Origin of the sequence: Uniformispora flossi (genome assembly GCF_049534875.1) — a bacterium.
Lineage (GTDB): Bacteria > Actinomycetota > Actinomycetes > Streptomycetales > Streptomycetaceae > Yinghuangia > Yinghuangia aomiensis.
This window is the reverse complement of sequence record NZ_JBMULZ010000016.1, coordinates 94,864-119,063: the sequence shown is the minus strand read 5'-3', so window position 1 is coordinate 119,063 and position 24,200 is coordinate 94,864. Positions and strand designations below refer to the sequence as shown.

Here is a 24,200-nt window from a genome sequence, read left to right as displayed (position 1 = left end):
AGTGGATGCGTCCGCGCGCCAGGACGGATGAACCAGGGGTCGACCGATCGGATGATGCGACGGGCTCGGGAGAGGGCAGGACGGGCGGGCGTGCCCGGCAACGCCGCCGCCGCGCATGCCCGCCCGCGCTCCGCCGTCAGTCGTCCGACGGCAGCGGGGCGCTGCTCCGGCCGCTCTCCCGGCCGCTCAGTTCGCTGTCCAGCGTCTCCTGCGCGACGCGCATGGCCTCGGCGTAGACCGGCTGCTGCAGCCGCGCCCACATCTCCGCCTCGGACACCTCCTCGACGCGTGCCGTCACCCACCAGATGTTCCCGAACGGGTCCTTGACGCGCCCGCCGCGCTGCCCGAACGCGTCGTTGCCCAACGGCGTGACGACCTGCGCCCCCGCCGCCGCGGCCCGCGCGAACGCCGCGTCCGCGTCCGGCACGAACACGCGCAGCAGGCTCGGCATGACCGGCCAGTCCGCGCGCCGGTCGAACGCGAGCACGACGGTGTCGCCGACCCGGATCTCGCCGTGCCCGATCAGACCGTCCGCGGTCCGCACCCGCGCGAGTTCCTTGCCGTCGAACGCCTGCGCGACGAAGTCGAGGAACGCGCCGGTGTCGTCGGTGACGACCCACGGGGCGACGGTGGTGTATCCGGCGGGGGCGGCGCTGGTCTGCTGCTCGGACATGAGCGGTCCTTCCGTTCGGTCTGCACGCCGGCGATCTGCGCGGCGTCGCGCTGTCGAGATCGACGTTAGGCAGGAAACAGGTCCGATGCGTTCCTATTTCCCGTCCTCCGCGCGCCGCGCTCAAGGGCGCCGCGGGGGTTGCCGATCCGTACCGAGGGCACCGGACCCGACACCGACACCGACACCGACACCGACACCGACACCGACACCGACAAGGCTTCCCATGCAGATCACGGCCTCGCAGAAGATCACCACCTTCCTCATGTTCCAAGGCAACGCCGAGGAGGCGATGACCTTCTACCTGTCCCTGTTCGACGACGCGTCCGTCGTCAACGTCAACCGCTACGGCGCCGGCGGCGCCGGGCCGGAGGGCACCGTCGAGCACGCCACGTTCGCGCTCGCCGGCCAGGAATTCATGTGCATCGACAGCGCGGTCAAGCACGCCTTCACCTTCACCCCCGCGATGTCCCTCTTCGTGCAGTGCCGGGACGAACCCGAACTCGACCGCCTCTACGCCGCCCTTTCCGAGGGCGGCAACGAGCTCATGGCCCTCGGCAACTACGGTTTCAGCGCCAAGTTCGGCTGGGTCAACGACCGCTTCGGCGTCTCGTGGCAGCTCAACCTGCCGGCCTGACGGATCGGCGTGTCCTACGGCCCGGCGGCCGTCCGGTGCCGCCACCGCGGCGGTTAGGGTGGCGCTCATGACCACCACGCCATCGCTGGAGCCCCCGGTCTTTCATGCGGACATCCGCACGCAGTTCGAGGCGTTCCTCGGCGAGTACCGGGCGGCCCTGCGCGCGACATTGGACGGGTTGACGGAGGAGCAGGCCCGGCGCCGGCTGGTGCCCTCCAAGACCACGCTGCTCGGGCTGGTCAAGCACGCGACGTTCGTCGAGAAGGTGTGGTTCGACGAGGCGGTCACCGGGCGGTCGCGGGCCGAGATCGGGATCCCGGAGTCCGCCGAGGACTCGTTCGACCTCGACGACGGGGACACGATCGCCTCGATCCGGTCGGCCCACGAGGAAGCCTGCGCGGCGTCCCGCAAGGCCACCGCGGACCTGTCGCTGGACGACGTCCTCCCCGGCAACCGCCGCGGCCCGCTCCCGCTGCGCTGGGTCTACCTGCACGTCCTCCGCGAGTTCACCCAGCACTGCGGCCATGCGGACATCCTCCGCGAGCAGGTCTTGGCGGATCCGGCGCCGCCGGAAGGCGCCTGACCGCCGTGCGGGGTGTCCAGCAGGCTCGGCACCGCGTGCGGCGGGGTGGGAGAAAGCCGCGGCGCGAGGCATCCGGCCGTCCCCGGCCCGGCCGTGGTCGAGGCCCACGGTCCGGCCCCGCCGGCGCTCCGACTCCGGGCCGCACTACCGGGGGCGGCAGCTCGCCGCCGTGCCGGGCGACCACATGGGTGGGCCGATGCGCCGCCGACCCGGCAGCCGGTTCGCCGCGCGCGAAGGCCACGGAGACGTCCGGCCGGTCGAAGCCGTGTGCTTGCCCCCGCCACCGGTGGCACGGGGACGAAGGGCCCCAGTTCTTCTCCGGATAAGCATGCGGGCCCTCCAACACCCGGCGTTTGGGAACGAGTTCCGTCCTTGCCGCGCACCTCGGCGGCGAGTGTGCGCGGATGCCGGTGCTGCCCCCAGCCGCGGCAGCACCGGCGCGACGCCCATGCCGTGCAGGCACGCCGCGCTGACCGCCGGCACGGCGGCACTGCGGCACTGCGGCACGGCGGCACGGCGGCAACAGCCACGCGATGCTCAACGAGCTCTGCCTGCCATGCGAAAGCCCCTACAGAATCCGGATGTCGGTGCCTCGCCGACGGTCGGCCGGGTGGGCCGTCAGGGGCATGCTTGCTCTCCCGCGACGGTCTCCCGTGCGGATCCGGCCGCGTCTCCCTGGCCGGGGACCCGCGCCGGCGGGCCGCCGTCCAGGCGGCCCGCCCCGGCGTACACCCGGGCGAAGGCCTCCGCCTCCGGGCCCGGGGCCGCCAGGCGGGCGATCCGCTGACGGCGCAGCCGCAGGGTGAACGCGGTGGCGGCGTCCGGCGGAAGGTGCAGCAGGTCGAGCAGCCGGTCGGAGAACTCCTGGGCCGCCCAGGACGCTTCGCGCCGCCGGTGCTCGTACCCCGCGAGGCCGTCCGGGTCGCCGTCGCGGTAGCGGCGTACGAGGCAGTCGGCGAGGTCGGCGACGTCGGCCACCGCCGAGTTCATGCCCTTGGCGCCGGACGGCGTCAGTACGCGCGCGGCATCGCCGGCCAGGAACAGCCGGTCGGCGCACAGGCGTTCCCGCACGCGTCCGCGCAGCCGCAGCATCGAGGACTCGACGACCGCGCCCAGCCGCGGGTCCTCGGCAACCCCACCGAGCCGCACCAAGAGTTGCTCGGTGATGCGGGTCTCGGGCCACGCGGCCGAGTCCGCGTCGGCGGGCACCTGGAGGTAGCAGCGCGCCAAGCGGGGCGTGCGCGGCATCATCCCGGCGAACCCGGCCTCGTGGAGGGCGTAGCGGACGCCGTCCACGGGGCGGTCGACCTCGGCGAGGACGGTCAACCAGTCGTAGGGGTACCGGCGTTCGACAACCGAACCGGCGGGGAAGGCGCGGGCGACCGTGCTGTCCGGCCCGTCGCAGCCGACGACGTATCCGGCCTCCCGTACCCCGTCCGCACCGTGCACGCGCGGCCGTCCGCCCGCGGTCTCCACGGCGAGCGCCGGCGTCCCGAACCGCACCGCGCCGCCGGCCGCTTCGAGCGAGGCGATCAGGTCGCGCACCAGGAACTGCTGCGGGTACACCCGGTGGCTCGCGCCGCCGGACAGTTCCCCGTACGGCACCCGGAAGCGTTCGCCGAGGACCCGGAATTCGCACCAGTCGTGCCGCCCGGCCGCGGCCAGCAGCCCGTCCGCCAGTCCGTGCTCGCGCAGGTACTCCACCACCCGGTGCTCGACGAGCCCCGCGCGGGCCTGCGTCTCCACCTCGGCCCGGCTGCGCCGTTCCAGCACCTCGACCGGCACACCCGCCCGGTGCAGCACGTTGGCCAGCACCAGCCCGGCGGGCCCGGCGCCGACGACGACCACCGGGAAGCCGGTCACCGGGCGCCCCCGACGGCCGGTGCCGGGCGCAGGTCCGCGGGGACCACCGCCGGGTTGTACAGCTCGGCGATGACGGCGAACGGCAGCGTGCCGTGCCACATCACATACGTCTTGTACGCCGCGGCCTGCTCGTCCCACCGTTGGCGGCCGACGGCGACGAGCGCCCGGCGGATGCCGATGCCGATGTCGCGCAATGCCGCGCCGAGCGGAGCGGACGGGTCGCCGAGGCAGCGTTCGACGTCCGCGGAGAGGCCGGACCGGGCCACCACGAGGTTCCGGGACAGTTCCTCCCCGATCGGCGACGCCAGTACCGAGCGGCGCACCACCAGCGTCTCGTCGGCGTCCGCATCGAGTAACTCGTCTGCTCCCGGTGGTGCTTCCGCCGACCGGACGTTCCGGTGGTCGGCTTGGCGGACCGCGACCGGGCCGCCGACCCACGCCTCCAGCAGGCTCGTCGTCAGCCCGTCGCCGCCGAGCAGCAGCCGGGTTGCCGCGGAGGCGAACCGGCCGATCCGGGCCGGCACCTCCGCCGGTTCCCCGGCGGCGGTGGCGCCGGGGAGCAGATCGGGGAAGACGACAGCGCACGGGAGGACGGCAGGCATGGCACCTCGGGGGACGCGGACGAGCAGGGCACATGAGTCGCGGACGGACCACCGGCACCACAACGCCGGGGCCGCCCGCACGCGGCGAACCTAACAGCCGGTTCGTCAGGTTTTGCGGGACAGAACGTTTCTCCGCATCCGGGGTCACCCACATAGCCGCCGGGCCGATGTCGGACCCCGCCGCTATCGCTCGGCGCGGCAGCGTTCGCCCTGCCGCGGAACGGTTCGTCCCCGCTCCCCCCTTCGGAGGACCACGTCCATGGACATCACCCTGCGCGACGTACACGACGACGACCTGGCGGTCTTCTTCACCCAGATGAAAGACCCCGAGGGCGTCCACATGGCCGCCTTCACCGCCGCCGACCCGTCGGACCGCGCGTGGTTCGACGCGCACTGGGACCGGAACCGCCGCAATCCGCAGGTCGTGATGCGCACGATCGTCGGCGAACACGGCGAGATCGTCGGTCACATCTCGGTGTACGGGCCGCCCGACGAGCGCGAAGTCACCTACTGGATCGGCCGCGAGTTCTGGGGCCGCGGCGCCGCCACCGCCGCGCTGCGCGCGCTGCTCGCCGACGTCCCGGAACGCCCGGTGTACGCCCGCGCCGCGGCCGACAACACCGGCTCCCTCCGCGTCCTGGCCGCGTGCGGTTTCGTGGTGACCGGCCACGATCGCGGCTTCGCCGAGGCCCGCGGCGCGGAGATCGACGAAGTCGTGCTGACGCTCTCCGTTTGACCGCAGCCGGATCGGATCTTGAACCCTGCATCCGTCCGCGCCAGCATGCCTGACGAACCATCAGATCAGTTCGTCGCGGAGGCCGGACCCCATGCTCATCGACCCGACCATCACCTGGCGCCTTGCGGAAACCCGCCTGGCCGCCGAAACCGACCCGCGGCGCCGCGGCATCCTCACCACGATGATCGCCCACATGCGCGCCGAGGCCGCGGCGGACGTCGACGCCATCATGGCGACTGTCTCCCCGCACGCCTCGTACCGCAACCTCGGTGCGAGCCCGGTCGACCGCGCCCCGAAGAACCCGGCCGAGATCCGCGCCTTCTACCAGCGCCTCGCCGACGGCGACTGCTACCGCCAGGCGCTCGACGTGGAGACCATCACCCTCGACAGCGACACCGCGTTCATCCAAGGCCATATGCGCATGGCCTACCCCGGCCGCATCGTCGCCGCGATGGGCCGCGAGGTCGACGACCCGGACGCGCACTACCTGTACGAGTCGCGCATGGCCATCTTCTGGGCGTTCGACGCCGACGGCCTGGTCAGCGCCGAGGACACCTACCCCACCGGCGACGGCCTCGCGGGGCTGCGCAAGCTCGCGGCGGACGAGATCCCGCCCGCGCCTTCCGCGGTGTATCTGACGGCGGGCTAGTCCTTCGGATATTTGTCGGGCCGAGCCGGGAATAGCACCCCCTCCCTAATGGTTATAGCAACTCACAGCCATTAGGGAGGGGACCCGTCATGACCGGCCGCTACGCCCAGATCGCCTTCACCCCCGACGTGCAGCGCCACCAGGAACGGCACGGCAGCCGCGGCCCGTACGCGCGCATGGCCGAGGCGGCGGCCCCGGTCCCGGACCCGATCGGGCCGGACGAGGCGCACTTCGTCGGCGAGCGCGACAGCTTCTACCTGGCCACCGTGAGCGAGACGGGTTGGCCGTACATCCAGCACCGCGGCGGACCCGCGGGCTTCCTCAAGGTCCTGGACCCGCACACGCTGGCGTTCGCCGACTTCCGCGGCAACCGGCAGTACATCAGCCGCGGCAACCTCGACCACGACGACCGCGTGGCGCTGTTCCTCATGGACTACGCCAACGCCGCCCGCATGAAGGTGTTCGGCCGCGCCAGGGTCGTGGAGGCGACGGACGACCCCGACCTGATGTCCCGGCTCGCCATGCCCGGCTACCCGGCCAAGGTCGAACGCGCCGTGCTCGTCGACGTCGAGGCCTACGACTGGAACTGCCGCCAGCACATCCCGCAGCTCTTCCCGCGCGACGCCGTGGAGTACACCATCCGCAAGCTGCACGACCGGGTGACGGAACTGGAGGCACGGAACGCCGAGTTGATGGCCGAGGTCACGGAACTCCGGCGGGGCGGCGGTCAGCCGACCGGGTGAGCCGACGCCCGGGCCGCGTTCCGGCGAATGGTGGACATCGCCAGCGAAACGGTTGGCGGGAACGTTCTCGCACTCCGCGCGCCCTCTACGGTGTGTGCGCCGGCAATCGCCGGACGGTCCCCGCACGCCGAAAGGCCCCCATGCCCAAGTATCTGCGCCGGTCGATCGCGGCCGCCGCCGCCTCGATCGCCCTCGTCGTCACCCTGCCGCACGCGGCGAGCGCCGCCACCGGCGAGTTCCAGTACACGTATGCCGGCGAATCCGGAGACCGCATCACCGGCAGCCTGGAGAACCCCGACAGCGGCGTGTGCATCACGCTGCCCGAGGTCGCCGACCCGGGCAGCACCGAACCCGCTTTCGCCCCGCGGAACATGACCGACAGCACGGTCACGATGTTCACCGACCCCGACTGCGAGGGCGACTACTACAGCCTCCGCCCGGGCGGGAAGGCGACCGACCGCCTCAAGCTGCGCTCGGTCGTCTTCAGCTGACGGGCGGCAGCGCGGGCCCGGCGTCTCGGGGCGCCGGGACCGCGGCCCGTCACTGCCGCGAGAGCCCGCAGTTCGCCCCGACCCACTGCAGGATGTCCTGCATCGCGATGCCGAAGCCGGTGATGTCGCTCATGGCGGTTCCGGCCTGGCTCTCGTGCAGGCCTTGATCGACCTTGTCGACGTCGGACTTGACCCCGGCGGGCGCTTCGCCGTCCAGGTGGTCCCAGATCTCGACGTCCTTGGCGGTCGGCGGACCGGACTTGGTCTGATTGTCGGCCAGCGGCGGCAGGACGTCCTTGCAGAACGCGGACGAACCCCCGGCTACGCCCTCGGACTTCGACGTCTCGGACACCTTCGCCGTGGGCTCGCCCGCGACGCCCGGCACCGACCCGCCGCCCCCGCCCGGCGCAGCCGATGCCCCGGCTGTCCCGCCGCTCGCCCCGGCGGCGGCCGACGCCGACGGCACCCCGCTCTTCGTCGCCGACGCGTTGCCGCCCGACCCGGAATCCGAGCACCCGACCACGAAAGCAATCCCCAAGGCCACCAAGGCCGTTGCGCTACGCACTCGCCGCATCCACGACACCCCCACTCGCGCATCCCCTACCCGCCGCCGAGAGTACGCGCGATTCCCCCACCACAACGCACCCTTGACCCAACCCTGACCCCACCTGGCTCCACCCCGACACGGCCGCGGGCGCTGCGGGACCGACCTTCCGGACGAAACCGCCGGCGTCGGCGGCGATCGCGCGGCTGACGCCTCGACCGCACCTGCCGCCTGGTCGCGGACAGTCCGCCCTGCGCGGAGAGGGAGTCGGACGCACCCGCCCACAGAACGACGTTCGCCTTCGCCGCGCGGGCCGACGACCCCGGAGCCTTGGGCCGCCACCTGGGAGAGACCGGGTCGACCTGCTCGGCCACGCCGCCGGCGCTCTCGCCGCACACGAGTACGCCGCCCGCTTCCCCGACCGCGTCCACCGCCTGACCCCCGTCTCCCCGGTCGGCCGCGCTGCCCGCGAACCCGGCCCCGCCCAGATCGCCGCCCCGCGCTCCACCTGCCGCCGCGGAACCCTGCTACCCCCGACGCCACCGAAGCCGACGCCCGCCTCGCCGCCGGCGGTCTCGCACCCGACGAGCAAGCCACGCCGATCCGGCGCCTCACCCTCTTGTACCGCCACGAGCCGACGGACGAACACCGCGCCCTGGCAGACCCCGCCTACGCCACCACCGCCGCCTTGCCCGGTCCGTCGGCGACGGCTTCCTCGATGCCGCCGAGTGGCCGTCGCCCCGGGGCGGGCCGATCGGGCGCCCGATCCGACGCGGCGGTCCCTCCGGCGGCGCGCCGCTCCCGGCCGTGATCGTTCGCGCGGTTAGCGTCGGCCCCATGCGCGGTGTGCTTCGAGGCTGGCTGCCCTGCCTGCTCGGCGGGACGGTGTTTGCGGTGTGCATGATCGGGACGACGTTGCCGACGCCGTTGTACGGCCTCTACCGGGAGAAGTTCGGGTTCTCCGAGCTGACCGTCACCGTGGTGTTCGCGGTGTACGCCGCCGGGGTCATCGCCATGCTGCTGCTCGCGGGCAATGCCTCGGATGCCGTGGGCCGGCGGCCCGTGCTGCTGTGGGGCCTCGGCTTTGCCGCGGCGAGTGCCGGGTGCTTCCTCGGCGCGAATGCGCTGGGCTGGCTGTACGCGGGGCGGCTGCTGTCGGGCCTCTCCGCCGGGCTGTTCACCGGGGCCGCGTCCGCCTACGTGATCGAGTTGGCGCCGCGCGGCAGCTCCGCCGCGACGCTGGTGGCGACCGCCGCCACGATGGGCGGGCTGGGATGCGGGCCGCTGCTGGCCGGGGTGCTCGCGCAGTACGCCGATTGGCCGCTGTACCTCCCGTTCGCCGTCCACGTCGCCCTGCTGGCCGGTTCGGCGCTCGTCCTGCTCGGGCTGCCGGAGACCGTGCGGGACCGGCGTCCGCTGCGGACCGTGCGGCCCCGGCAGCCGAGTCTGCCGCCGTCGGTGCGGGCGGTTTTCGGGCCCGCGGCCCTGGCGTCCTTCGCCGGGTTCGCGCTGCTCGGCGTGTTCACGTCGGTCTCTCCGGCGTTCCTGAGCGAGTCGCTGGACGTGCACAACCTGGCGCTCGTCGGCCTGCTCGTCGCCCTGGCGTTCTTCGCGTCGACCGCCGGGCAGTGGGCGGCCGGCTCGATCGGCCTCGCCCGGTCGCTGCCGGCGGGCTGCGCCGTGCTGCTCGTCGGCCTGGCCTTGTTGGCCGGAGCGCTGCACTGGGACCTGCTGGCGCTGATGGTGCTGAGTGCGCTGATCGGCGGGACAGGCCAAGGCATGTCCTTCCGCGGCGCGCTGTCCGCGGTGGCCGGCGCCGCGGACCCGGAGCACCGGGCGGCGGTGATCTCCGCCCTGTTCGTGGTGGCCTATCTGGGGATCTCGGTCCCGGTCATCGGCGTCGGCCTGCTGGTGTCGCCGATCGGACTGGAGAGCGCCGGGCTGGTGTTCATCGCGTGCATGGTGCTGCTGGTGGCGGTCGCGGGCCTCTACCTGGTCCGGCATCCGGTGGCGGCGCCCGCGGCCGAGCGGCCCGACCGGGTCGACAGCGGCGAGCGCTGAGCCCGCACCGCCGGGCATGACCGCGGCGGATTGTTGGTATATGTCGCCATCTGCCGAATGAGTGCCGGACGTGGGAGGTGGCTGTGACGCCGTGTGGGGAGGCCACCGATGCCGACGAGCTGACGGCGTTCCTGACCCGGCTCACCGGGCTGCTGCTGCGTTCGTCGGGCGAGGGCGCGCACCTGATCGAGCCGACGGTGACGTCGATCGCGCGGGCCTACGGCGCGGACGCGTCGCTGCTGCTGGTGCCGGAAGCCGCCGCGCTCACGGTGGCCGCGCCCGGCGAGGCAGCCCGTACGGTCACCGTGCGCGGGTTCCCGGAGGTGTTCCGGCTCGACCAGGTCGCCGCTCTGAAGCCGCTGACCGAGGAGGTGGCCGCGGGACGGCTGCCGCTCGCCGAGGCGGAGCGGCGGCTGGCCCGGATCGAGGCGATGCCGGGGCCGTACCCGTGGTGGCTGAAGTTCCTCGGCATCGTGCTGTTCGCGCTCGGCTTCGCCCCGCTGATGCAGCCCACGTGGTACGAGATCGGCGCCACCGCGGTCCTCGCCGCGATCGCCGCCGCCTTCGCGGTCGCCGCCGACCGCGTTCCCCGGCTCGCCAAGATCCTCCCGCTGGTGGTGGCGACGGCCGTCTCGGTCGTCACCATCGAGGTCTTCGCCGACGACCCGTCCCGCGGCGGCCCGGTGCTGCTGATGCTGCCCGCGCTCTTCTACTTCGTGCCGGGCGACTACCTCAGCGCGGCCTCGGCGGAACTCGCGGCGGGCCTGATCACCACGGGCGCGGTGCGGCTGGTCTACGCGGTCTTCCTGCTGCTCCAGCTGTACGTCGGCGTGCTGCTCGGCGTGTACGCCACCGGCACGTCCACACACGCGCTGTTCGACGTCGCGGCGACGGCGGACCTGCCCCGCTGGGCGCTGTTCCTCGGGTGGATCGTGTTCACCGTCGGCACGATCTTCGCGTTCGCCATCCCGTGGCGGTTCCTGGGCCCGCTGCTCGTGCTGGTCTACCTGACGGTGAGCGTGCAGTCCGGGTTCACCAAGCTGATCGGCGAGACCGGCGGGACGTTCGTCGCGGCGGTGGCGCTGGCCGCCGCGGCGTCCCTGTACTCCCGGGGTCCGCGGCGGCCGCCGCGGCTGATCCTCGTCCTGCCCGGCTTCTTCACCCTCACGGTCGGCTCGCTCGGCATGCGCGGACTGACCACGCTGGCGGGCGGCTTCCCGATCAAGGGCTTCCAGGACCTGCTCGAACTGGTGACCATCGTGACCGCGATCGCGGTCGGCCTGGTCGTGGGCGCGGCGCTGACGCAGCCGCGGGCGAAGGCCTGAGCGCCCGTCAGGCGGACCGGGCGGACACCCGCCCCTCCTTCACCGCGTCCAGCAAAGCCTGGTGGTCGCGCTCGTTGCGGTCCGCGTACGCTTCCGCGAAGTCCGCAAGCGCCCGGTCGAACACGTCGCTGCGGCCGAGGTACGCGCCGATGGCGATGGGGTCACCCGAACGGGCGTGCGCACGGGCAAGCGTGGCACCGCAGAGTTCGCCGAAGAGCCGCAGACCGCGCGGCACCATGAGGGACGGTTCGGCGATGCCCTTCCAGTCGCGCAACTGGCGTACGTAGAAGTCGCGTTGCACCCCGTCGGGGGCGTTCACGCGTTCCCAGCCGAGGAAGATGTCGCTGGCGGCCTGCATGAGCCGCTGGCCGGCGACCACGCGTTCGCCCTGGGTGGCGAATCCGGACGCGCCGGCGTGCTCGGCCAGCACGGACTCGTCGGCTTCCTTGGCCTGGAGGAACAGCGGGTCCTCGCCGTCCCGGCCGAGCAGCAGGATGATCCAGCAGCGGGTGCCGACGCTGCCGACGCCGACCACCTTACGGGCCATGTCGACGAGCCGGAACTGTTCGAGCAGGTGGCGGCGGTCGGTCTGGAGGCTGTGCGAGTAGCGCGTGATCAGCTCGGTGAGCATCTTCTGGAGCGCGGTGCCTTCGAGGCCCGGCAGGAGGTCCTCGATCCGCTCGACCACCGGCGGGGACGAGGTGATGCGGCGTTCGCCGTCCACCACTTCGGTGAGCTTCTCGAACGCCTGGAGGCTGTCGCGCTTGCGGGCCTTGGCGAGCGACTCGGCGAGCTGCTTGCGGCCGCGCTTGTGGAGCCGGCCGTCGGCGACGGCCTGGACCTGCTCGGCGTCGGCCTTGGCGTACCAGATGTCGAGGTTCCGCATTCCGGCGAACGTGCGCATGCGCTCGCGGTAGGAGCGGACGGTCGCCTGGACGATCCGGGCGCGCTCCTTGTCCGTGAAGCCGTTCTCCCGCGACGCGATGACCATGCTGGCGGCGAGCCGTTTGACGTCCCACTCCCACGGGCCGGGCAGGGTCTCGTCGAAGTCGTTGATGTCGAAGAGAAGGTGCCGCTCGGGCGACGCCAGCAGACGGAAGTTGAGCAGGTGCGCATCGCCGCAGAGCTGGGTGCGGAGCCCGGAGACCGGGGTGCCGGCCAGGTCGCGCGCCATGATCGCGGCGGCGCCGCGGTAGAAGCGGAACGGCGACTCGGACATCCGGCCGTACCGGATCGGCACCAGCTCCGGCACCCGGCTGTCGGACTGCTTCTCGATGACGTCCACGGGGTCGAACCGGTCCGGTCCCGGCTCGAACACGGCGTGGCTCGCCCGCGGTGCGGCTTTGCGCGCCGCTCTCCCCCGCTCGGCCCGCTTGCGCGGGGACAGCCAGGGCCCGGTCTTCGGAGACTTGAGGGGCTTCCGGGCCATGGCGGGGCCTCCTGGGGTGCGGCGGTGTTCGCGTGGGTCCTGCGGCGGGTGCGCGTCAGCGCCTCACCGGGAGACCCGGAAAGGTTTGATGACTTTTTATGACGTTACGCCGGGTTCTTCTGGTGCGCCTGGGATGGCGGTGGGGTGGCGGCCGGGTGGCGGTGCGGCCTGGCGATTCACGCGCCACGGATACCCCCGGTTCGTATTCGGCGCTTCGTGGTTGCGGAGGGTGAACTCCGGGCAACACGACGCTGCGTACAGGTGCTCCTGCCGCCGCGTCCCGGTGCCGTCGTAGCGGCGCACGCGAGCCTGCCCCCCCAGGTGCGACGGCGCGGGGCCGGGAGCGCAGGCACACGGGGAGGAACACGCATGTCCGGAAACGACCCCCTGGAATCCACGCGCGTCGCGCGTGCCCCCGAAGAGGAGGTGAAATCCCCGCCGGGCCCGTCCCCCACCGTCCACATCCGCTGCTTCGGCGGGTTCGTGCTGACCGTCGACGGCCGGGAGCCGGACTGGGACTCGGTCCGCCCCAAAGCCCGCGCGGTGCTGCGGCTGCTGTCGATGCGCGCGGGGCACTGGCTGCACCGGGACCGGCTGGTCGAGACGTTCTGGCCGGGGCTCGCGGGGTCGGCCGCGATCCACAACCTGCAGGTGACGGTGTCGAGCCTGCGGGGCCTCCTGGAACCGGAACGGGTGGGCGGCGAGGCGCGGGTGGTGGTGCGCCAGGGCCTGTCGTACCGCCTGCGGCTGCCGCGCGGCGGCACGTGCGACGTCGCCGACTTCGAACGCGACGTCCGCGAGGCCCGCACCGCCCGCCGGCTGGGCCGGTGGCAGGAAGCCACCGACGCGCTGTGCGGAGCCCGCGACGCGTACACCGGCCCGCTGCTGCCGGAGGAGGGCGCCGCGGACTGGGTCGTCCCGGAACGCGAACGCCTCGGCCAACAGGCCGCGTGGGCCACCGGCACGCTCGCCGAACTCCGCCTCCGCCAGGGCCGCCTGGGCGATGCCGTGGAGACGGCCGAACGCTGTCTGGAAATCGACCCGTTCCGCGACTCGGCGTGGGAAACCCTGATCCGGGCACGGGAGCGCTCCGGACAGCGGGCGGCCGCGGTACGGGACCGGCGGAGATACGGGGAGATGCTGGCGGCGCTGGGGGTGGAGCCGGGGAGGGGGAGGCAATCGGCTTGAGGGGGTCCCGGCCGGGCGGGGGCCGGGTGGGTCGCGCGGTGTCCGGGTGGGGTCAGCGGCCGCGGAAGAACTCGACTTCGGCGATGGCGGGGGGCTGGTCGGCCGGGGCGTAGACGCTGTCGATGCGGATGCGTACTTCGCGGACGTCGGTGTGGCGGAGATCGAAGGTCTGCGGTCCGGGTTGGTCGCGCAGGCGGATGGCGACGTCACTCTCCTTGCCGTCGGCGCCCACGACCCGGAACGTGAGCCGCTCGGGGCGGCCGTGGGCCAGGAAGTCCTCGGGCTTGCCGGACGTCCCCGGCGACACGATGACCTTGAGCAGCCGGACCGGGTGGTCGAACGTCGCGACGAGTTCGGCTCCCGGTCCGGGCTCGCCCGGCGCCCACGCGCGGTTGCTCACCCCGTCGAACGCGGCCGCCGCGGGCATCCCCGGCGCTTCGCTCGACGCGCTCTTGCCGGTCGGGGGCGCGGCTTCGGGATCGGTGGTGTGGTCGCGGACGAAGTCGAACGCGCCGCCGTAGAGCGGCCGCCCGAACCACAGCGCGGCGAGCAGCGCGGCCACGAGCAGCGGCACGACGACCCGGCGGCGGCGCCGCACCCGCACCCGAGGCCGCTCGCCGGCCAGGCGTGGCTCCGCGGGAGCCTTGCCGAAGAGCCGCTTCCACCAAGGCGCCGGCGGTGGCGGAGTGGCGGCTTGCCGAGGTGTCGGGGCGGCCAAGGGCTGTCCGCACCGCACGCACAACGTGCGCTCGCGTGCGTTGTCGACCCCGCAGGACCGGCACCGGCTGCCGCCGGGAACGACCGCGTCCACGGTCCGTCCCGGCTCACTGCCGGCGGGCCCCACGTACGGTTCCGCCTCCCGCTCCCCCGGCCGCCGCAACTGCGCCCCGGCGAGCCCCGCGGAGGTCGCGTCGGAGGAGGGGATGGAGGGAGGCGCGATGGGGCGGGGCGGGACCGCGGGCGGAGGCGCGGAGGTCGGACGTGCGGAGGAGGGGGGCCGCGACGCACGACCGGGACGGGAAGTGGAGGACGCGGGGTCCCGGTCGATGCTGACGCCGGGGCGGGGAGTGGCGGGGTCGGGCGGGTCGGGGGTGAAAGGCGTGGGGGGAGTCGGATGCTGCGATCCACGCCCGGCGCCGGAAGACGCGGCGTTCCCGGCTGCGCCGACGCCGGGGCGCGAGTTGGCGGGGTCGGGCGGGTTGGAGGGTGGAGAGGGGACGCCGGAGGACGCGGGCTCCTGGGCATTGCCGACGCCGGGACGGGTGTCGGCGGAAGCGGGCAGGTTGCCGGCCGGGGGCGCGGAGCCCGCGGCAGGGTGAGAGGGCTCGGGTTCACGGGCGGCACCAGGCCGAGGGCTGCGTGTGTCGCGCGGTTCGCTTCCGGGGGCGACTTCGGGCGCGGAGGAGCTTGGACCGGGCTCAGGGTCGCGCCCCCACGCCGCTCCCCCGGTGCCTCCGCCACCTCCGCCCGGCCCCACGCCACCCCGCTCGGGTCCGGTCGAAGGGACGGGCGCGGCAGCCCCGGGCCGCGACGACGCAGCCTCGCGGCCATCGCCCCCCGCAGGCCGATCGCCACCGCGGTTGTCCCCCGCGGCTCCCCCGCCCACGCGATCCGGCGGCGGGAACCGGGCAAATGCCGACCCCGCCGGCGGGGGTGGTTGCTCCGTCCCGCCGCGTCCCTCGGCGGGCGGCGCGCTCGACGGGCGCGGCGGCACGTCCCGCCGGGCCGGGTCCGGCGCCGGCACAGAATCCGGCGGTCCGGCAGCCGCACGCTCGTCGGAACCGTCCGCTTCCCCCTCCCGCACCCGCGTCCCCGGCACCGGCGTGTCCGGTAGGTGCGCGAACCCCGGCAGTGTCTCGTCCCACGCCAGGAACTCCCCGCAGCCCGCGCAAAACTGGGCCTCCGCCGCGTTCTCCCGCCCGCACTCCGGACACGTCCTCATGACGCCTCGATCTCCAACGTGAACCCCACGTGCGCCGGAATCTCCGCCGTGATCAGCCGCTCCAACCGCCCCCGGTCCACCGCCCCCGGGTCGGGCACCCGCAGCTCGATCCGCACCCACGGCCGCGCCTCGCCGGGCAGCGACTCGCCCGGGTCCGTGGACCACTTCGTGCCGCCCGTCTCCGTCAGCTCCGGGACGACGCCCGTCTCCACCCGCACCACCTCGGCCAACGCCCGTGCCGTTCCGCGGCGTTGGTGGCGGGCCACGGCGTCCGCGACCACCGCGCGGCGTTGGGCGAGCGGCCGGTCCGCGTCCGCCTCCGCGGCGACCCACTGCGCCACCCACGCCAGCAAGTCCTCCGGTGCGGTGCGCGGATCCAGGTGCGCCGGGAGGTTGTCGAGGGTCAGCAGGACCGGTGCCAGCACCTCGTCGAGACCCGCCAGGAAACCCTCCAGGAACGGGTGGCCGAGGTACACCCCCGGCAGCCGGTACACCAGCGGGTGGGCGGTGGGCAGCCCCTCGACCGTCCCGCGCATCTCATGCCCCCCTGACGCGCAGCTGGTGGCCGTGCGAGAACACCAGGGCGTGAGGGCGTAGTTCGATCCGGCTCACGGCCTCCGTGCGGCGTTCGCCGGTGACCGGGTCGGCCGCGAACAGCCGGACGTCCTGGACGAGGTCGACGCCGGGCACGCTCTGCAGCACCGCGTACACCTCGCCCGCCTGCACCGGCCGCCCGAACGGCCACCCCTCCCCCGCCGGCCCGCCGGTCACCGGGTTGAAGTAGCGGTACAGCGCGGCAAGGCCCAGCGCGCGGAGCCGGTCGTCGACGGCGCCGGGTGTGGCCTGCACGGTGGCGACCACGGTGACGCCCTGGTAGTACGGCGGCTGCACCACCAACCGCGCTCCCACCGGCCGCCGTTCCTCCAGGTGCGCGGCGATCTGCCGGAGCGTCGGCTCGGGGGGCACCAGGTCGGCGAAGCGCAGGCGGCCCGTCCCGTCGTCGGGGGCCGCGGGGATCACCAGCAGCCGCACCCCGCCCGCCTGCGCCGCGTCGTCGCCGACGGGGACGCACAGCACCCGGGCGATGTCCGGGGCCGCCTGGCGGGCGATCTGCTCGTAGTCATGCGGGACGACCGCGCGGTGCAGGGTCCGCAGCGTCATCGGGCCCCGGATCTTGGCGTTCTCGATCGTCTCGGCGTCGACGCCGCCGAGGGCGGGCGACCGGTTCTCGACGCGGGACACGAACGGGATGGACGTCCGCATCACCCGGATCGCCCCGACCGCGACGTTGCCGCGTCGTCCGCCGCCCGTGCGGTAGCCGCGGACCCGGATCGGGCTGCCCTTCGGCGGCACCGCGCCGTACTGCCGCACGCTGCCGTCCGCTTCGCGCACCGCGGGGCCGAATTCGATGCGGCCGGTGCCCGGGGTGAGGGTGAAGTGCCGGTCGCCGGGTCCGGAGTGGGCGAAGTCGTCGACGCGTTGCCAGGCCGTCCAGCCCGCGCCGTCGGCCACGTCGACGACGAGCGGCTCGTCGCCGGGCACCACCGGCGGCCGGGCGACCTCGAAGTACTGGCCGGGCACGCCCTCCGACAGGCCGAGCACCTCCTCCTCGACGGTCTCGGCGTGCACCGCGTCGACGGAGCCGCCGATGGTGAACGCGACGAGTTCGCGGACCGTCGGGGACGCCGTGTAGACCGGCTGACCCGGCACCGCCTCGACCAGGCGGCAGCGGAGCCAACCCGCCGCGGTCCGCGCCACCGACGAGACCGCGTGCGCGGCAGGCAGGTGCAGGATGACCTCGCCCGGCCGGTTGAAGCCGCCGGTGGTGTCCGCCTCGACCTCGCATTCCGCCCACGCGGCGCCGTCCCACGCCTCCCACACGAACGGCGGCCGCCGCGGGTCGACGCCGACGCCCTCGACCCGGCAGTCGAGACGGAGTGCCACGACGCACGCGGGCACGGCGGTCGACAGGCCGACGTACAGCGCGTCGCCGGGCGCGGGCGTGCTGCCGAAGCACGGCACGTCGCGGGCGAGCGCGAGTTCGTCGGTGCGGTCCACGTCGGTGCCGGACGCGGTCCTGGTCGCCAGGTGCGCCAACGAGCACGGTACGACGGCGAGGTCGCCGACGGTGGTGAAGACCACCGCCTCGTCGGTCTCGGTCCGGACCGTCGCGACCTCGGTGCCGGCCCGCACCGTGACGGTCTCCGGCTGTGGGGCGGACAGCCGGAAGGTCGCCTTGGTGCGGGCCGCGGTCGGCGGGTGCAGGCGCACGCCGATCAGGTCGAGGAACGCCAGGTAGTTCTTGTCCGGCACCCGGTTGAGCCGGTACAGCAGTTCGTCGACCATCCCGGCGAACGCCTCGATCAGCGTGACCCCGGGGTCGGACACGTTGTGGTCCGTCCACTCCGGGCACCGGCGCTGCACCAGGCGTTTCGCGTCGTCGACGAGGCCTTGGAAGCGGCGGTCGTCCAGGTTGGGCGCGGGCAGGTTCACAACCCCTCCTCGTGCCGGGGGATCACATAGAAGGGGAAGACCAGGTTCCGCGGATCGTTCGTGCCGCGGATGGCGTAGCGGATGTCGATGTAGAGGACGCCGTCGTCGACGGCGTCGAAGCGTACGGACACTTCGGCGACGTCGATGCGCGGCTCCCAGCGCTCCAGTGCCAGCCGTACCTCGTAGGCGAGTTGCCCGGCGGTGCCGACGTCGGCGGGGGCGAACACGTAGTCGTGGACGGCGCATCCGAACTCCGGGCGCATCGGCCGTTCGCCGGGTGCGGTGCCGAGGATCAGCCGGATCGCCTCCTCGATCTCGCGTTCGCCGCGCGCCAGCGCGACGCGGCCGGTGGCATCGGTGTGCGGCGGGAACGCCCAGCCCGCGCCGATGAATTGGGTCCCCATGCGGTCACCTTCCGCCGATCTGCACGCTCGGGTATCCGGAGACGACCGCCGCGCCGCATCCGGCGACATCGCCCACGCGGGCGGCGGGGCGTCCGCCGATGAGCACGGTCGGGCAGCCGGGCGGCAGCAGCGTCGACGGCGGGTGCATGCCCGAGCACGTGTGCGTGGTCCCGACGGTAGCGGCGGGTCGTCCGCCGATCAGGACGGTCGGGACGCCGGGCGGGCCGACCGCGCCCGGGTGTCCGGTCGGGTCGCCGACTCGTGCGGCGGCTGGCATGGCGTTCCGTCCCCTCAATTGATCGTGACGAGTCCGGCGTTGATGGCGCACGTTGCGCCGCCCTGGATCTCGGTACGGCTGGTTCCGTGCAGCCCGAGCTGCGCGCCTTGCACGTCGAGCGCGCCGGTTGTGGTGACCGTGAGGCGCCCGTTGCCGCCGTCGAGTTCGAGACCGGACGCGGCGCTCAGCTTGACCGAGCTGCCGTGCAGTTCGAGGGCGCCTTGGCCCGCGTCGAGCTTGACGCCGTTCCCGGCGTCGATGGTGACCTGCTGCTCCGCCTTGATCTCCACGGTTCCGTCGCTGTGCACGGTGATCTTCGTGCCCTTGCGGTCCAGGTCGAGCGTGAGCTTGCCGTCGCCGGTGACCATGCGGACGCCTTGCGGGCCGTTGGCGGCGTCCAGCAGGTCGAGGCGGTTGCCGCTCGGTGAGCCGAAGGAACGGCGGTTCACGGCACCGCTCGTCCCGTCGACGGCCGGGGAATCCGGGGCTGCTCCGGGAGCGGACGGCGAACCCGGCTGCGGGGCGCCGCCGCCCGGTGGTGTCGCGGGCGAACTCCCACCGCTTGTGCCGCTCTTCAGAGCGCCGAGCACGTACGGCCGGTCGAGATGCCCCTGTTCGAAGCCGACCAGCACCTCGTCGCCGACCTCCGGGTGGAACATCGCCGCGTCGCCGCCGGCCGACTGCGCGGTGCGGGCCCAGTCGCTCGCGTAATCCTCGGACAGCCAGGGGAACTTCACCTTCACCCGGGTCAGCCCCGCCGGGTCCTGGGTGTCGGTGACCAGGCCGACGACCAATCCCGGCACGCGGTCGGGTGCGGCGGCCTTGGTGCCGGTGCCCTGGGTGAGGCCGAACAGGGAGCGTTCCTGGCGTCCGGAGACGGTGATCCACGTTTCGTAGCCGCGTACCGGGTCGAACACGTGCCGGGACGAGGTGACGGTGTAGCGGCCCTCGAACGGCTTTCCGACCCCGGCGAGCGTCACCGCCCCGCCGGCCCGGACCTCCGGATTGCCGCGGATCACCGCGTCCAGTTCGGCGAACGATCCGGCGATGCGCTCGGCGAGGGCCTTGGCGGCCTGGTCGACCTGTGCCTGTTCGGCGTAGACGGTGTCGGTCACCACATAGTCGGCCTCGCCGAACGGCTGCGTGACCTCCGCGGCGCTGACCCCCAGGTCCAGGGTCGCGGCCTTGCCCGCTTCCGCGCGGCCGACCAGCGGCTGCTGCGTCTTGGCGTCCCACCCGCGGACTTCGACGGAGGTGACCTGTTCGGCGGCGCTGACCGAAGCCCGGCAGCGCACCAGGTTGTCGCCCAACTCCAGGACGAGCGGGTTCCGTTCCGCGCGCACGGAAGCGTCGGGGGCCTTGTCGGGTGCGGTAGGCCGGGTCACGTTGAGCTTGCCGTCGACGACGTATGCTTCCGCGCCCGCCTCGTCGGCCAGCGTGCGCAGGAACTCCCAGTCGGTGACGTTCGCTTGCGCCACGTGCGCGAGCACCGGCCCGGACACGTCGATGGTGCCCGCGGCAAGCCCGGCCCGGGTGGCCACGCGTGTACAGATGTCCGCCACGGTCATGTTCTGGTACCCGACGACGCGCCGCCCGCGGAACAGCCGGTGCGACTTGTCGAGCCCGCGGACTACGGTGAACGTGCCCGTCCCGTCGGCTTCCAGTTCCAGCGCGGTCACTTCGCCGACCAGCAGCGGCTTCGGCCCGCCCTGGCCGCCGGACTGGGCGAGCAGCCGAATCTCGGTGCCGATGCGGATGCCGGCCTTGTCGAGCAGCAGGTGCGACGGGTCACGGAAACGCAGCACGAACAGGTCGGGCAGTGTGCGGCTGTCGTCCACATAGCCCTCGACCAGACTGTTCGCGAGATCCGCGGGCAGCGGACTGCCGCCGACCTCGACGACGAGGGACTTCGCGACGCTCTCGTGCGGCATCGGCTCACCACCCCCGCGCCGGGCCGCCGTCGGCGGATCGGCCCAGCCGGTCGGGGTCCGGCAGCATGATGTCGCGGCCGGCGACCAGCCGCATCGGGTCGTCGATGCCGTTCAGTTCGGCGATCGCGCGCCACGCGGCCGGATCGCCGTACTCGGCGTACGCGACCGCCTGCAGCGTGTCCCCCGACCGCAGCCGGTGCACGCGCTGCGCGGCCAGCGCACCCGACGTCGGGTTCTGCCCGGGCGTCTCGCCGCTGATCTCCTCGATCGACACCTGGCACACCGCCCGGATCGGCACCCCGGACGTCGTGAACAGCGTGTATTTGGCCTGCACTTGGCTCACGTACGCGGGGAACCCGGTGAGCCCGCCCCAGTGGAAGACCACCCACGGCGGCGACGCCTTCTTCTGCTGCCGCGTCTCCCCCGTCGGTACGCAGCACGCGAACAACTGCTCGACGGCCTTGACCACACTGTTGTCCTGCGTGTCACTCGCATCGAAGAACACTTCGAGCTTGAGCTTGCTCGGCTGTGGGCCCTGGTACTCCGGCGGCCCCGCGCTCTTGGCGCCCTTGGCGGGCGTCCGCTTCCACGAAGCGGCCTTGGTGAGCGTGAGTTCCTTCGGGTTGAACTGGAAGTCGACGCGCCCGCACGGCGGTCCGGGCGTCAGACCGCCGCCCGTCGGCGGCGTGCGCAGTTCCAGGAACGCGTGCTCCAGCTTCGGCCGCGTACCACCCCTTCCGGCGCCCGCGGCGGGCCCGGTCCCGGCGGCACTGAACGCGATCGGCGACGTCACGGCTCACGCTCCCATCACGTAGCCGTGGTGCACGATCTCGATGGTTTCGATGGCGACCTTCGGCGAGTCCGGGTTGAACGTCGGCCCGCTCCAGCGCACCGGGATGACCTCCAACAGGCCCCAGGTGGCCACCGTCTGCCCGTCCCCGGTGCGGGCCTCGATGTGCGCGGTACGCCGCTTGAACCCGGTCGTCATGCTGGCGAACCACCGCGCGACCTTCTCGGTCTCGCGCGTCAACGGGCGCGAGAGCTTGACCTTCGAGTACTTGAGCCGGGTCGGCAACTGCCAGACGTGGCCGTTGTTTCCGCCCTCCTCGCGCTGTTCGAGGACAACCTCGCAGCCGAGGCCTTCGCAAGTGTTGAAGGAACCCAGCTCGATGCCGTCGATCGTGACGACGAAGCAGACGCTGACCGCGGGGTCATCGGTGACGGACAAGGCGTCCCCCTCGGGCTTTCGGTACGGGCGGCGGCGGATGCGACGGACGGGTCGCGGTCGATGTCGCTGTCAAGGTCGATGCTCGATGTCGATGTGGGTGTTCGATGTCGATGTCACGGTCGATGCCGCGGTCAATGCCGGGTGTCGATGAGGAAGCCGGCGCGCTCGCGCTCCAACCGCAGATCGGCACGCAGCATGCGGCTCAGGGGGGTGTAGAGGGCGCGGACCAGGTCGTCGGTGACGGCCGGCGGTTTGTCGGGGGCTTTCTCCTGGCCTTGGGGCGGCGGTTGCTGCTCGGTGGGCTGCCCCATGGGCTCGGCCGGGTCCCCGGGGGCGGTGGGGATCGCCGTCGAGGTCGGCTGATCCGGCGTGGCCGGGTCGGCGGCGGGCTCGGGTTCGATACCGGTCTCGCCTTCCTCGGCGCGTTGAAGAGGGAGGTCGAACACCACGGAGCCGTCGGCGGCCCGGTGTCCGAGACCGGCGGCCAGAGCGGTGTCGCCGGCGGTGGGGTGGGTGGTGGCGGCGGAGCGTTGGAGGGTGGTGCCGGGCGCGGTTGCGTGGGCCGCGGGACCGACGGCGGGGGCGCCCGACGACGCGCCCCGTTTTCCGTCCCACGCTGCTCCCGCGGCCGCGGTGCGCTGCACCGACGTCCGGAGAACCGTGTCCGCGGGCTCCCAGCGCACCGGTACCGCCCGAGGGCCCGCGCTGTCGGCGAGCCCGGCGGGGCTACCGGACGATCCCGCGCCGACACTCGACGGGACCGAACCCGGGACCTGCGCGCCGGAGTACAGCGGCAGGCTGCGGCCGGCGAGCAATTGCGCCACGGGCAGGGGTGACGCGGGCGGGAGCAGCGGCGCGGGGAAGGCGGAGAAGGAGGTGCTGGGATCTGCCCCCGCGATCGTGTGAGACCCGGACGAGGACGCGGACGCTCCCACGTCCGACGCGGCACCTCGCGCCCCGAGCGGGTCCGGCGACCGCTGGAGGTATCCCCCGGAGCCCCGCGACGCGGCAACGGACCCCAGGGCATCTCCCCCGCGCGCGGCCGGCATCCCCGCGGCACTCCGGCCGAAGCCGCCGGAGCCGGTCGGAGCCCCACCGAGTCGCCCGGCGTCGCCGAGGGCCGACGCCGGGTCCACCGCCCGCTGCGCGGCGTCCGTGCCCGGGCCTGGAAGACCCCTCTCCGCGTCTCCCGAGTCGCCGGACGACGGCGCGGCGCCGCCCAGGAGGGGCGCCACCGGCTGATCCGCGGAACCGCCGGTGGCCGCCCCGCCGTCCGCGGCACCCGGCGCCGGAGCCCCCGGCCCCGTGCGGGCGGCTGCCGATCGCTGTGCGGTCTGCGGCAGTTCGGACAGCGGGGCACCGAGTCCCAGCGTCGCCCCGGGTCCGGTGTGCAAGCCGGGCCGGAACGTCATCGACCCCGTGCCGCCCGCGCCGCGTCCGCGCTGCACCGGCATGCCCGGCGGCGTGCGGTCGGCTGGGGGGTCGACGGCGACCGCGGCGTCTGTGGCCGAGGGGGGCCGGGGGGAGGTCCCGGCGTCCACCTGGCCGGGACCGGGCAGGCCCGGCAGCCCGGTGCCGTCCCCGCCGGCCGGCGCTGCCTGCACCGACGGCCCCGAGCCGGTCGCGTCTCGCCCGTCCGGCAGGTCGCCGTGGCCGCGTGGCGGCACAGCGAACCCGCCCTCGGGCACGGGAGCGTGAGGGACATGCCACGAGGGCCCGGCGTCGACGGGCGCCGCCACCATCGAGTCCGGCGTCGCCCGCTGGAGCGGAATCGCCCGCGGCATCGGCATGTCGACGGGCGCAGGCGGCGCGGGGAAGGCAACGGCGCGCGGCACCACGGGCGCCGCCGCGCCGCCGGAAACCGTGCGGGCGACCGACGTACCCGACGATTCCGTGCCGTCCGACGACGTCGCTCCACCCGCCGCGGCTCCGCCGCCTGCGGCCGACTCCGCGATGCCGTGCGCCAGGCCCGCCGGCGCAGCCGGATCCACCAGGTGCCCCAGCGGCGTGCCCAACGTGTTGTCCCGGCGCGTCGTCAACGCCCCCTGGAAGCCTGTCGGATCGATCGTCAGCGCGGCACCGGACAGCGTCCGCTGGAGCGGAGGCAGCCGCGGCCACGCGGGTGCTTCGCGGACCGGAGCGGGGCCCTCCCCCGCGGAAGCGCCCTCGGCGGCACCACTCGTGCTGCCTTCGGCCCCGTCCGTGGCTCCGTCAAAAGCCCCGTCGGAAGCCCCGTCGGAAGCCCCGGCGCGCCCTCGCCACCACGACACCAACCCCATGCACCACACCTCCCCCAACGGTCGGATCGCCCCGCCGGAACAGCTCCGCTCCCGCGCCATCGCTCACGCGGCGTGGACCACGGTGACGGGCGAGCGGACCTGATCCACGTCCGACGCCGGTCGAC

The 24,200-nt window shown here is 73.7% G+C and carries 23 protein-coding genes; 9 read left to right on the top strand and 14 right to left on the bottom strand.

From position 1 onward, the window contains the following. Positions 1-136: 136 nt before the first annotated feature. Positions 137-673: a VOC family protein gene (locus ACPA54_RS29150; RefSeq protein ID WP_423534364.1), complete on the bottom strand. Its 537-nt coding sequence runs from the start codon at positions 671-673 to the stop codon at positions 137-139. Positions 674-896: 223 nt separating this feature from the next. Between ACPA54_RS29150 and ACPA54_RS29145 the strand changes: the two genes are divergently transcribed. Beyond that, a complete protein-coding gene (locus ACPA54_RS29145) occupies positions 897-1,307 on the top strand; it encodes a VOC family protein (protein ID WP_423534363.1) in 411 nt (136 codons plus the stop codon). 67 nt (positions 1,308-1,374) lie between these two features. Then, positions 1,375-1,890, top strand: coding sequence for a DinB family protein (locus ACPA54_RS29140; protein ID WP_423534362.1), 516 nt, complete (start codon positions 1,375-1,377; stop codon positions 1,888-1,890). A 618-nt stretch (positions 1,891-2,508) separates the two neighbouring features. Here ACPA54_RS29140 and ACPA54_RS29135 read toward each other — a convergent pair. Then, a complete protein-coding gene (locus tag ACPA54_RS29135) occupies positions 2,509-3,753 on the bottom strand; it encodes an FAD-dependent monooxygenase (protein WP_423534361.1) in 1,245 nt (414 codons plus the stop codon). After that, positions 3,750-4,355: a hypothetical protein gene (locus ACPA54_RS29130; protein WP_423534360.1), complete on the bottom strand. Its 606-nt coding sequence runs from the start codon at positions 4,353-4,355 to the stop codon at positions 3,750-3,752. Before ACPA54_RS29130 ends, ACPA54_RS29135 begins: the two co-directional genes overlap by 4 nt. Positions 4,356-4,614: 259 nt before the next feature. Between ACPA54_RS29130 and ACPA54_RS29125 the strand changes: the two genes are divergently transcribed. The 4 genes from ACPA54_RS29125 to ACPA54_RS29110 all read left to right on the top strand — a co-directional run bounded on the left by ACPA54_RS29125 (position 4,615) and on the right by ACPA54_RS29110 (position 6,974). Then, a complete protein-coding gene (locus ACPA54_RS29125; RefSeq protein ID WP_423534359.1) occupies positions 4,615-5,091 on the top strand; it encodes a GNAT family N-acetyltransferase in 477 nt (158 codons plus the stop codon). 91 nt (positions 5,092-5,182) lie between these two features. After that, positions 5,183-5,740 (top strand): nuclear transport factor 2 family protein, encoded by a 558-nt coding sequence (locus tag ACPA54_RS29120; RefSeq protein ID WP_423534358.1) that lies wholly within the window; start codon positions 5,183-5,185, stop codon positions 5,738-5,740. Between the two features lie 89 nt (positions 5,741-5,829). Then, a complete protein-coding gene (locus tag ACPA54_RS29115; protein WP_423534357.1) occupies positions 5,830-6,483 on the top strand; it encodes a pyridoxamine 5'-phosphate oxidase family protein in 654 nt (217 codons plus the stop codon). Positions 6,484-6,623: 140 nt separating this feature from the next. After that, positions 6,624-6,974 carry a hypothetical protein gene (locus tag ACPA54_RS29110; protein WP_423534356.1) on the top strand — a complete coding sequence of 117 codons (351 nt, stop codon included), beginning with the start codon at positions 6,624-6,626 and terminating at the stop codon, positions 6,972-6,974. A 49-nt stretch (positions 6,975-7,023) separates the two neighbouring features. Here ACPA54_RS29110 and ACPA54_RS29105 read toward each other — a convergent pair whose 3' ends face one another. Further along, complete coding sequence (locus ACPA54_RS29105; protein WP_423534355.1) at positions 7,024-7,539, bottom strand: hypothetical protein; 516 nt, start codon at positions 7,537-7,539, stop codon at positions 7,024-7,026. Positions 7,540-8,355: 816 nt separating this feature from the next. On the opposite strand from ACPA54_RS29105, the gene ACPA54_RS29100 reads away from it, so the two are divergent. Together ACPA54_RS29100 and ACPA54_RS29095 are read left to right on the top strand one after the other, a co-directional pair. Next, entirely contained in the window at positions 8,356-9,579 is a 1,224-nt protein-coding gene (locus ACPA54_RS29100) for an MFS transporter (RefSeq protein ID WP_423534354.1), read from the top strand. Between the two features lie 83 nt (positions 9,580-9,662). Next, positions 9,663-10,904 carry a threonine/serine exporter family protein gene (locus tag ACPA54_RS29095; RefSeq protein WP_423534353.1) on the top strand — a complete coding sequence of 414 codons (1,242 nt, stop codon included), beginning with the start codon at positions 9,663-9,665 and terminating at the stop codon, positions 10,902-10,904. A gap of 7 nt (positions 10,905-10,911) precedes the next feature. Here the strand turns inward: ACPA54_RS29095 and ACPA54_RS29090 are convergent, their stop codons facing one another. Beyond that, positions 10,912-12,333, bottom strand: a complete 1,422-nt coding sequence (locus tag ACPA54_RS29090; RefSeq protein WP_423534352.1) for a DUF2252 domain-containing protein — start codon at positions 12,331-12,333, stop codon at positions 10,912-10,914. A gap of 369 nt (positions 12,334-12,702) precedes the next feature. Here ACPA54_RS29090 and ACPA54_RS29085 point away from each other — a divergent pair, with 369 nt between their 5' ends. Further along, positions 12,703-13,521, top strand: coding sequence for an AfsR/SARP family transcriptional regulator (locus tag ACPA54_RS29085; RefSeq protein ID WP_423534351.1), 819 nt, complete (start codon positions 12,703-12,705; stop codon positions 13,519-13,521). Positions 13,522-13,573: 52 nt separating this feature from the next. Here ACPA54_RS29085 and ACPA54_RS29080 read toward each other — a convergent pair whose 3' ends face one another. The 9 genes from ACPA54_RS29080 to ACPA54_RS29040 form a co-directional block, all read right to left on the bottom strand. After that, positions 13,574-14,125, bottom strand: a complete 552-nt coding sequence (locus ACPA54_RS29080) for a discoidin domain-containing protein (protein ID WP_423534350.1) — start codon at positions 14,123-14,125, stop codon at positions 13,574-13,576. A 1,334-nt stretch (positions 14,126-15,459) separates the two neighbouring features. Further along, positions 15,460-15,999 carry a phage tail protein gene (locus ACPA54_RS29075; RefSeq protein ID WP_423534349.1) on the bottom strand — a complete coding sequence of 180 codons (540 nt, stop codon included), beginning with the start codon at positions 15,997-15,999 and terminating at the stop codon, positions 15,460-15,462. Position 16,000: 1 nt separating this feature from the next. Next, positions 16,001-17,956: a putative baseplate assembly protein gene (locus ACPA54_RS29070; RefSeq protein WP_423534348.1), complete on the bottom strand. Its 1,956-nt coding sequence runs from the start codon at positions 17,954-17,956 to the stop codon at positions 16,001-16,003. Then, positions 17,953-18,360 (bottom strand): GPW/gp25 family protein, encoded by a 408-nt coding sequence (locus ACPA54_RS29065; protein ID WP_345678810.1) that lies wholly within the window; start codon positions 18,358-18,360, stop codon positions 17,953-17,955. Before ACPA54_RS29065 ends, ACPA54_RS29070 begins: the two co-directional genes overlap by 4 nt. 4 nt (positions 18,361-18,364) lie before the next feature. Then, a complete protein-coding gene (locus tag ACPA54_RS29060) occupies positions 18,365-18,637 on the bottom strand; it encodes a PAAR domain-containing protein (RefSeq protein ID WP_423534347.1) in 273 nt (90 codons plus the stop codon). Positions 18,638-18,651: 14 nt separating this feature from the next. Then, a complete protein-coding gene (locus tag ACPA54_RS29055; RefSeq protein WP_423534346.1) occupies positions 18,652-20,568 on the bottom strand; it encodes a VgrG-related protein in 1,917 nt (638 codons plus the stop codon). Between the two features lie 4 nt (positions 20,569-20,572). Beyond that, complete coding sequence (locus ACPA54_RS29050; RefSeq protein ID WP_423534345.1) at positions 20,573-21,361, bottom strand: CIS tube protein; 789 nt, start codon at positions 21,359-21,361, stop codon at positions 20,573-20,575. Between the two features lie 3 nt (positions 21,362-21,364). Continuing rightward, entirely contained in the window at positions 21,365-21,796 is a 432-nt protein-coding gene (locus tag ACPA54_RS29045; protein WP_345678814.1) for a phage tail protein, read from the bottom strand. A 131-nt stretch (positions 21,797-21,927) separates the two neighbouring features. Beyond that, the gene (locus ACPA54_RS29040) at positions 21,928-24,075 is read right to left on the bottom strand and encodes a hypothetical protein (RefSeq protein WP_423534344.1); all 2,148 of its coding nucleotides are present in this window, start codon (positions 24,073-24,075) and stop codon (positions 21,928-21,930) included. Positions 24,076-24,200: the final 125 nt, after the last annotated feature.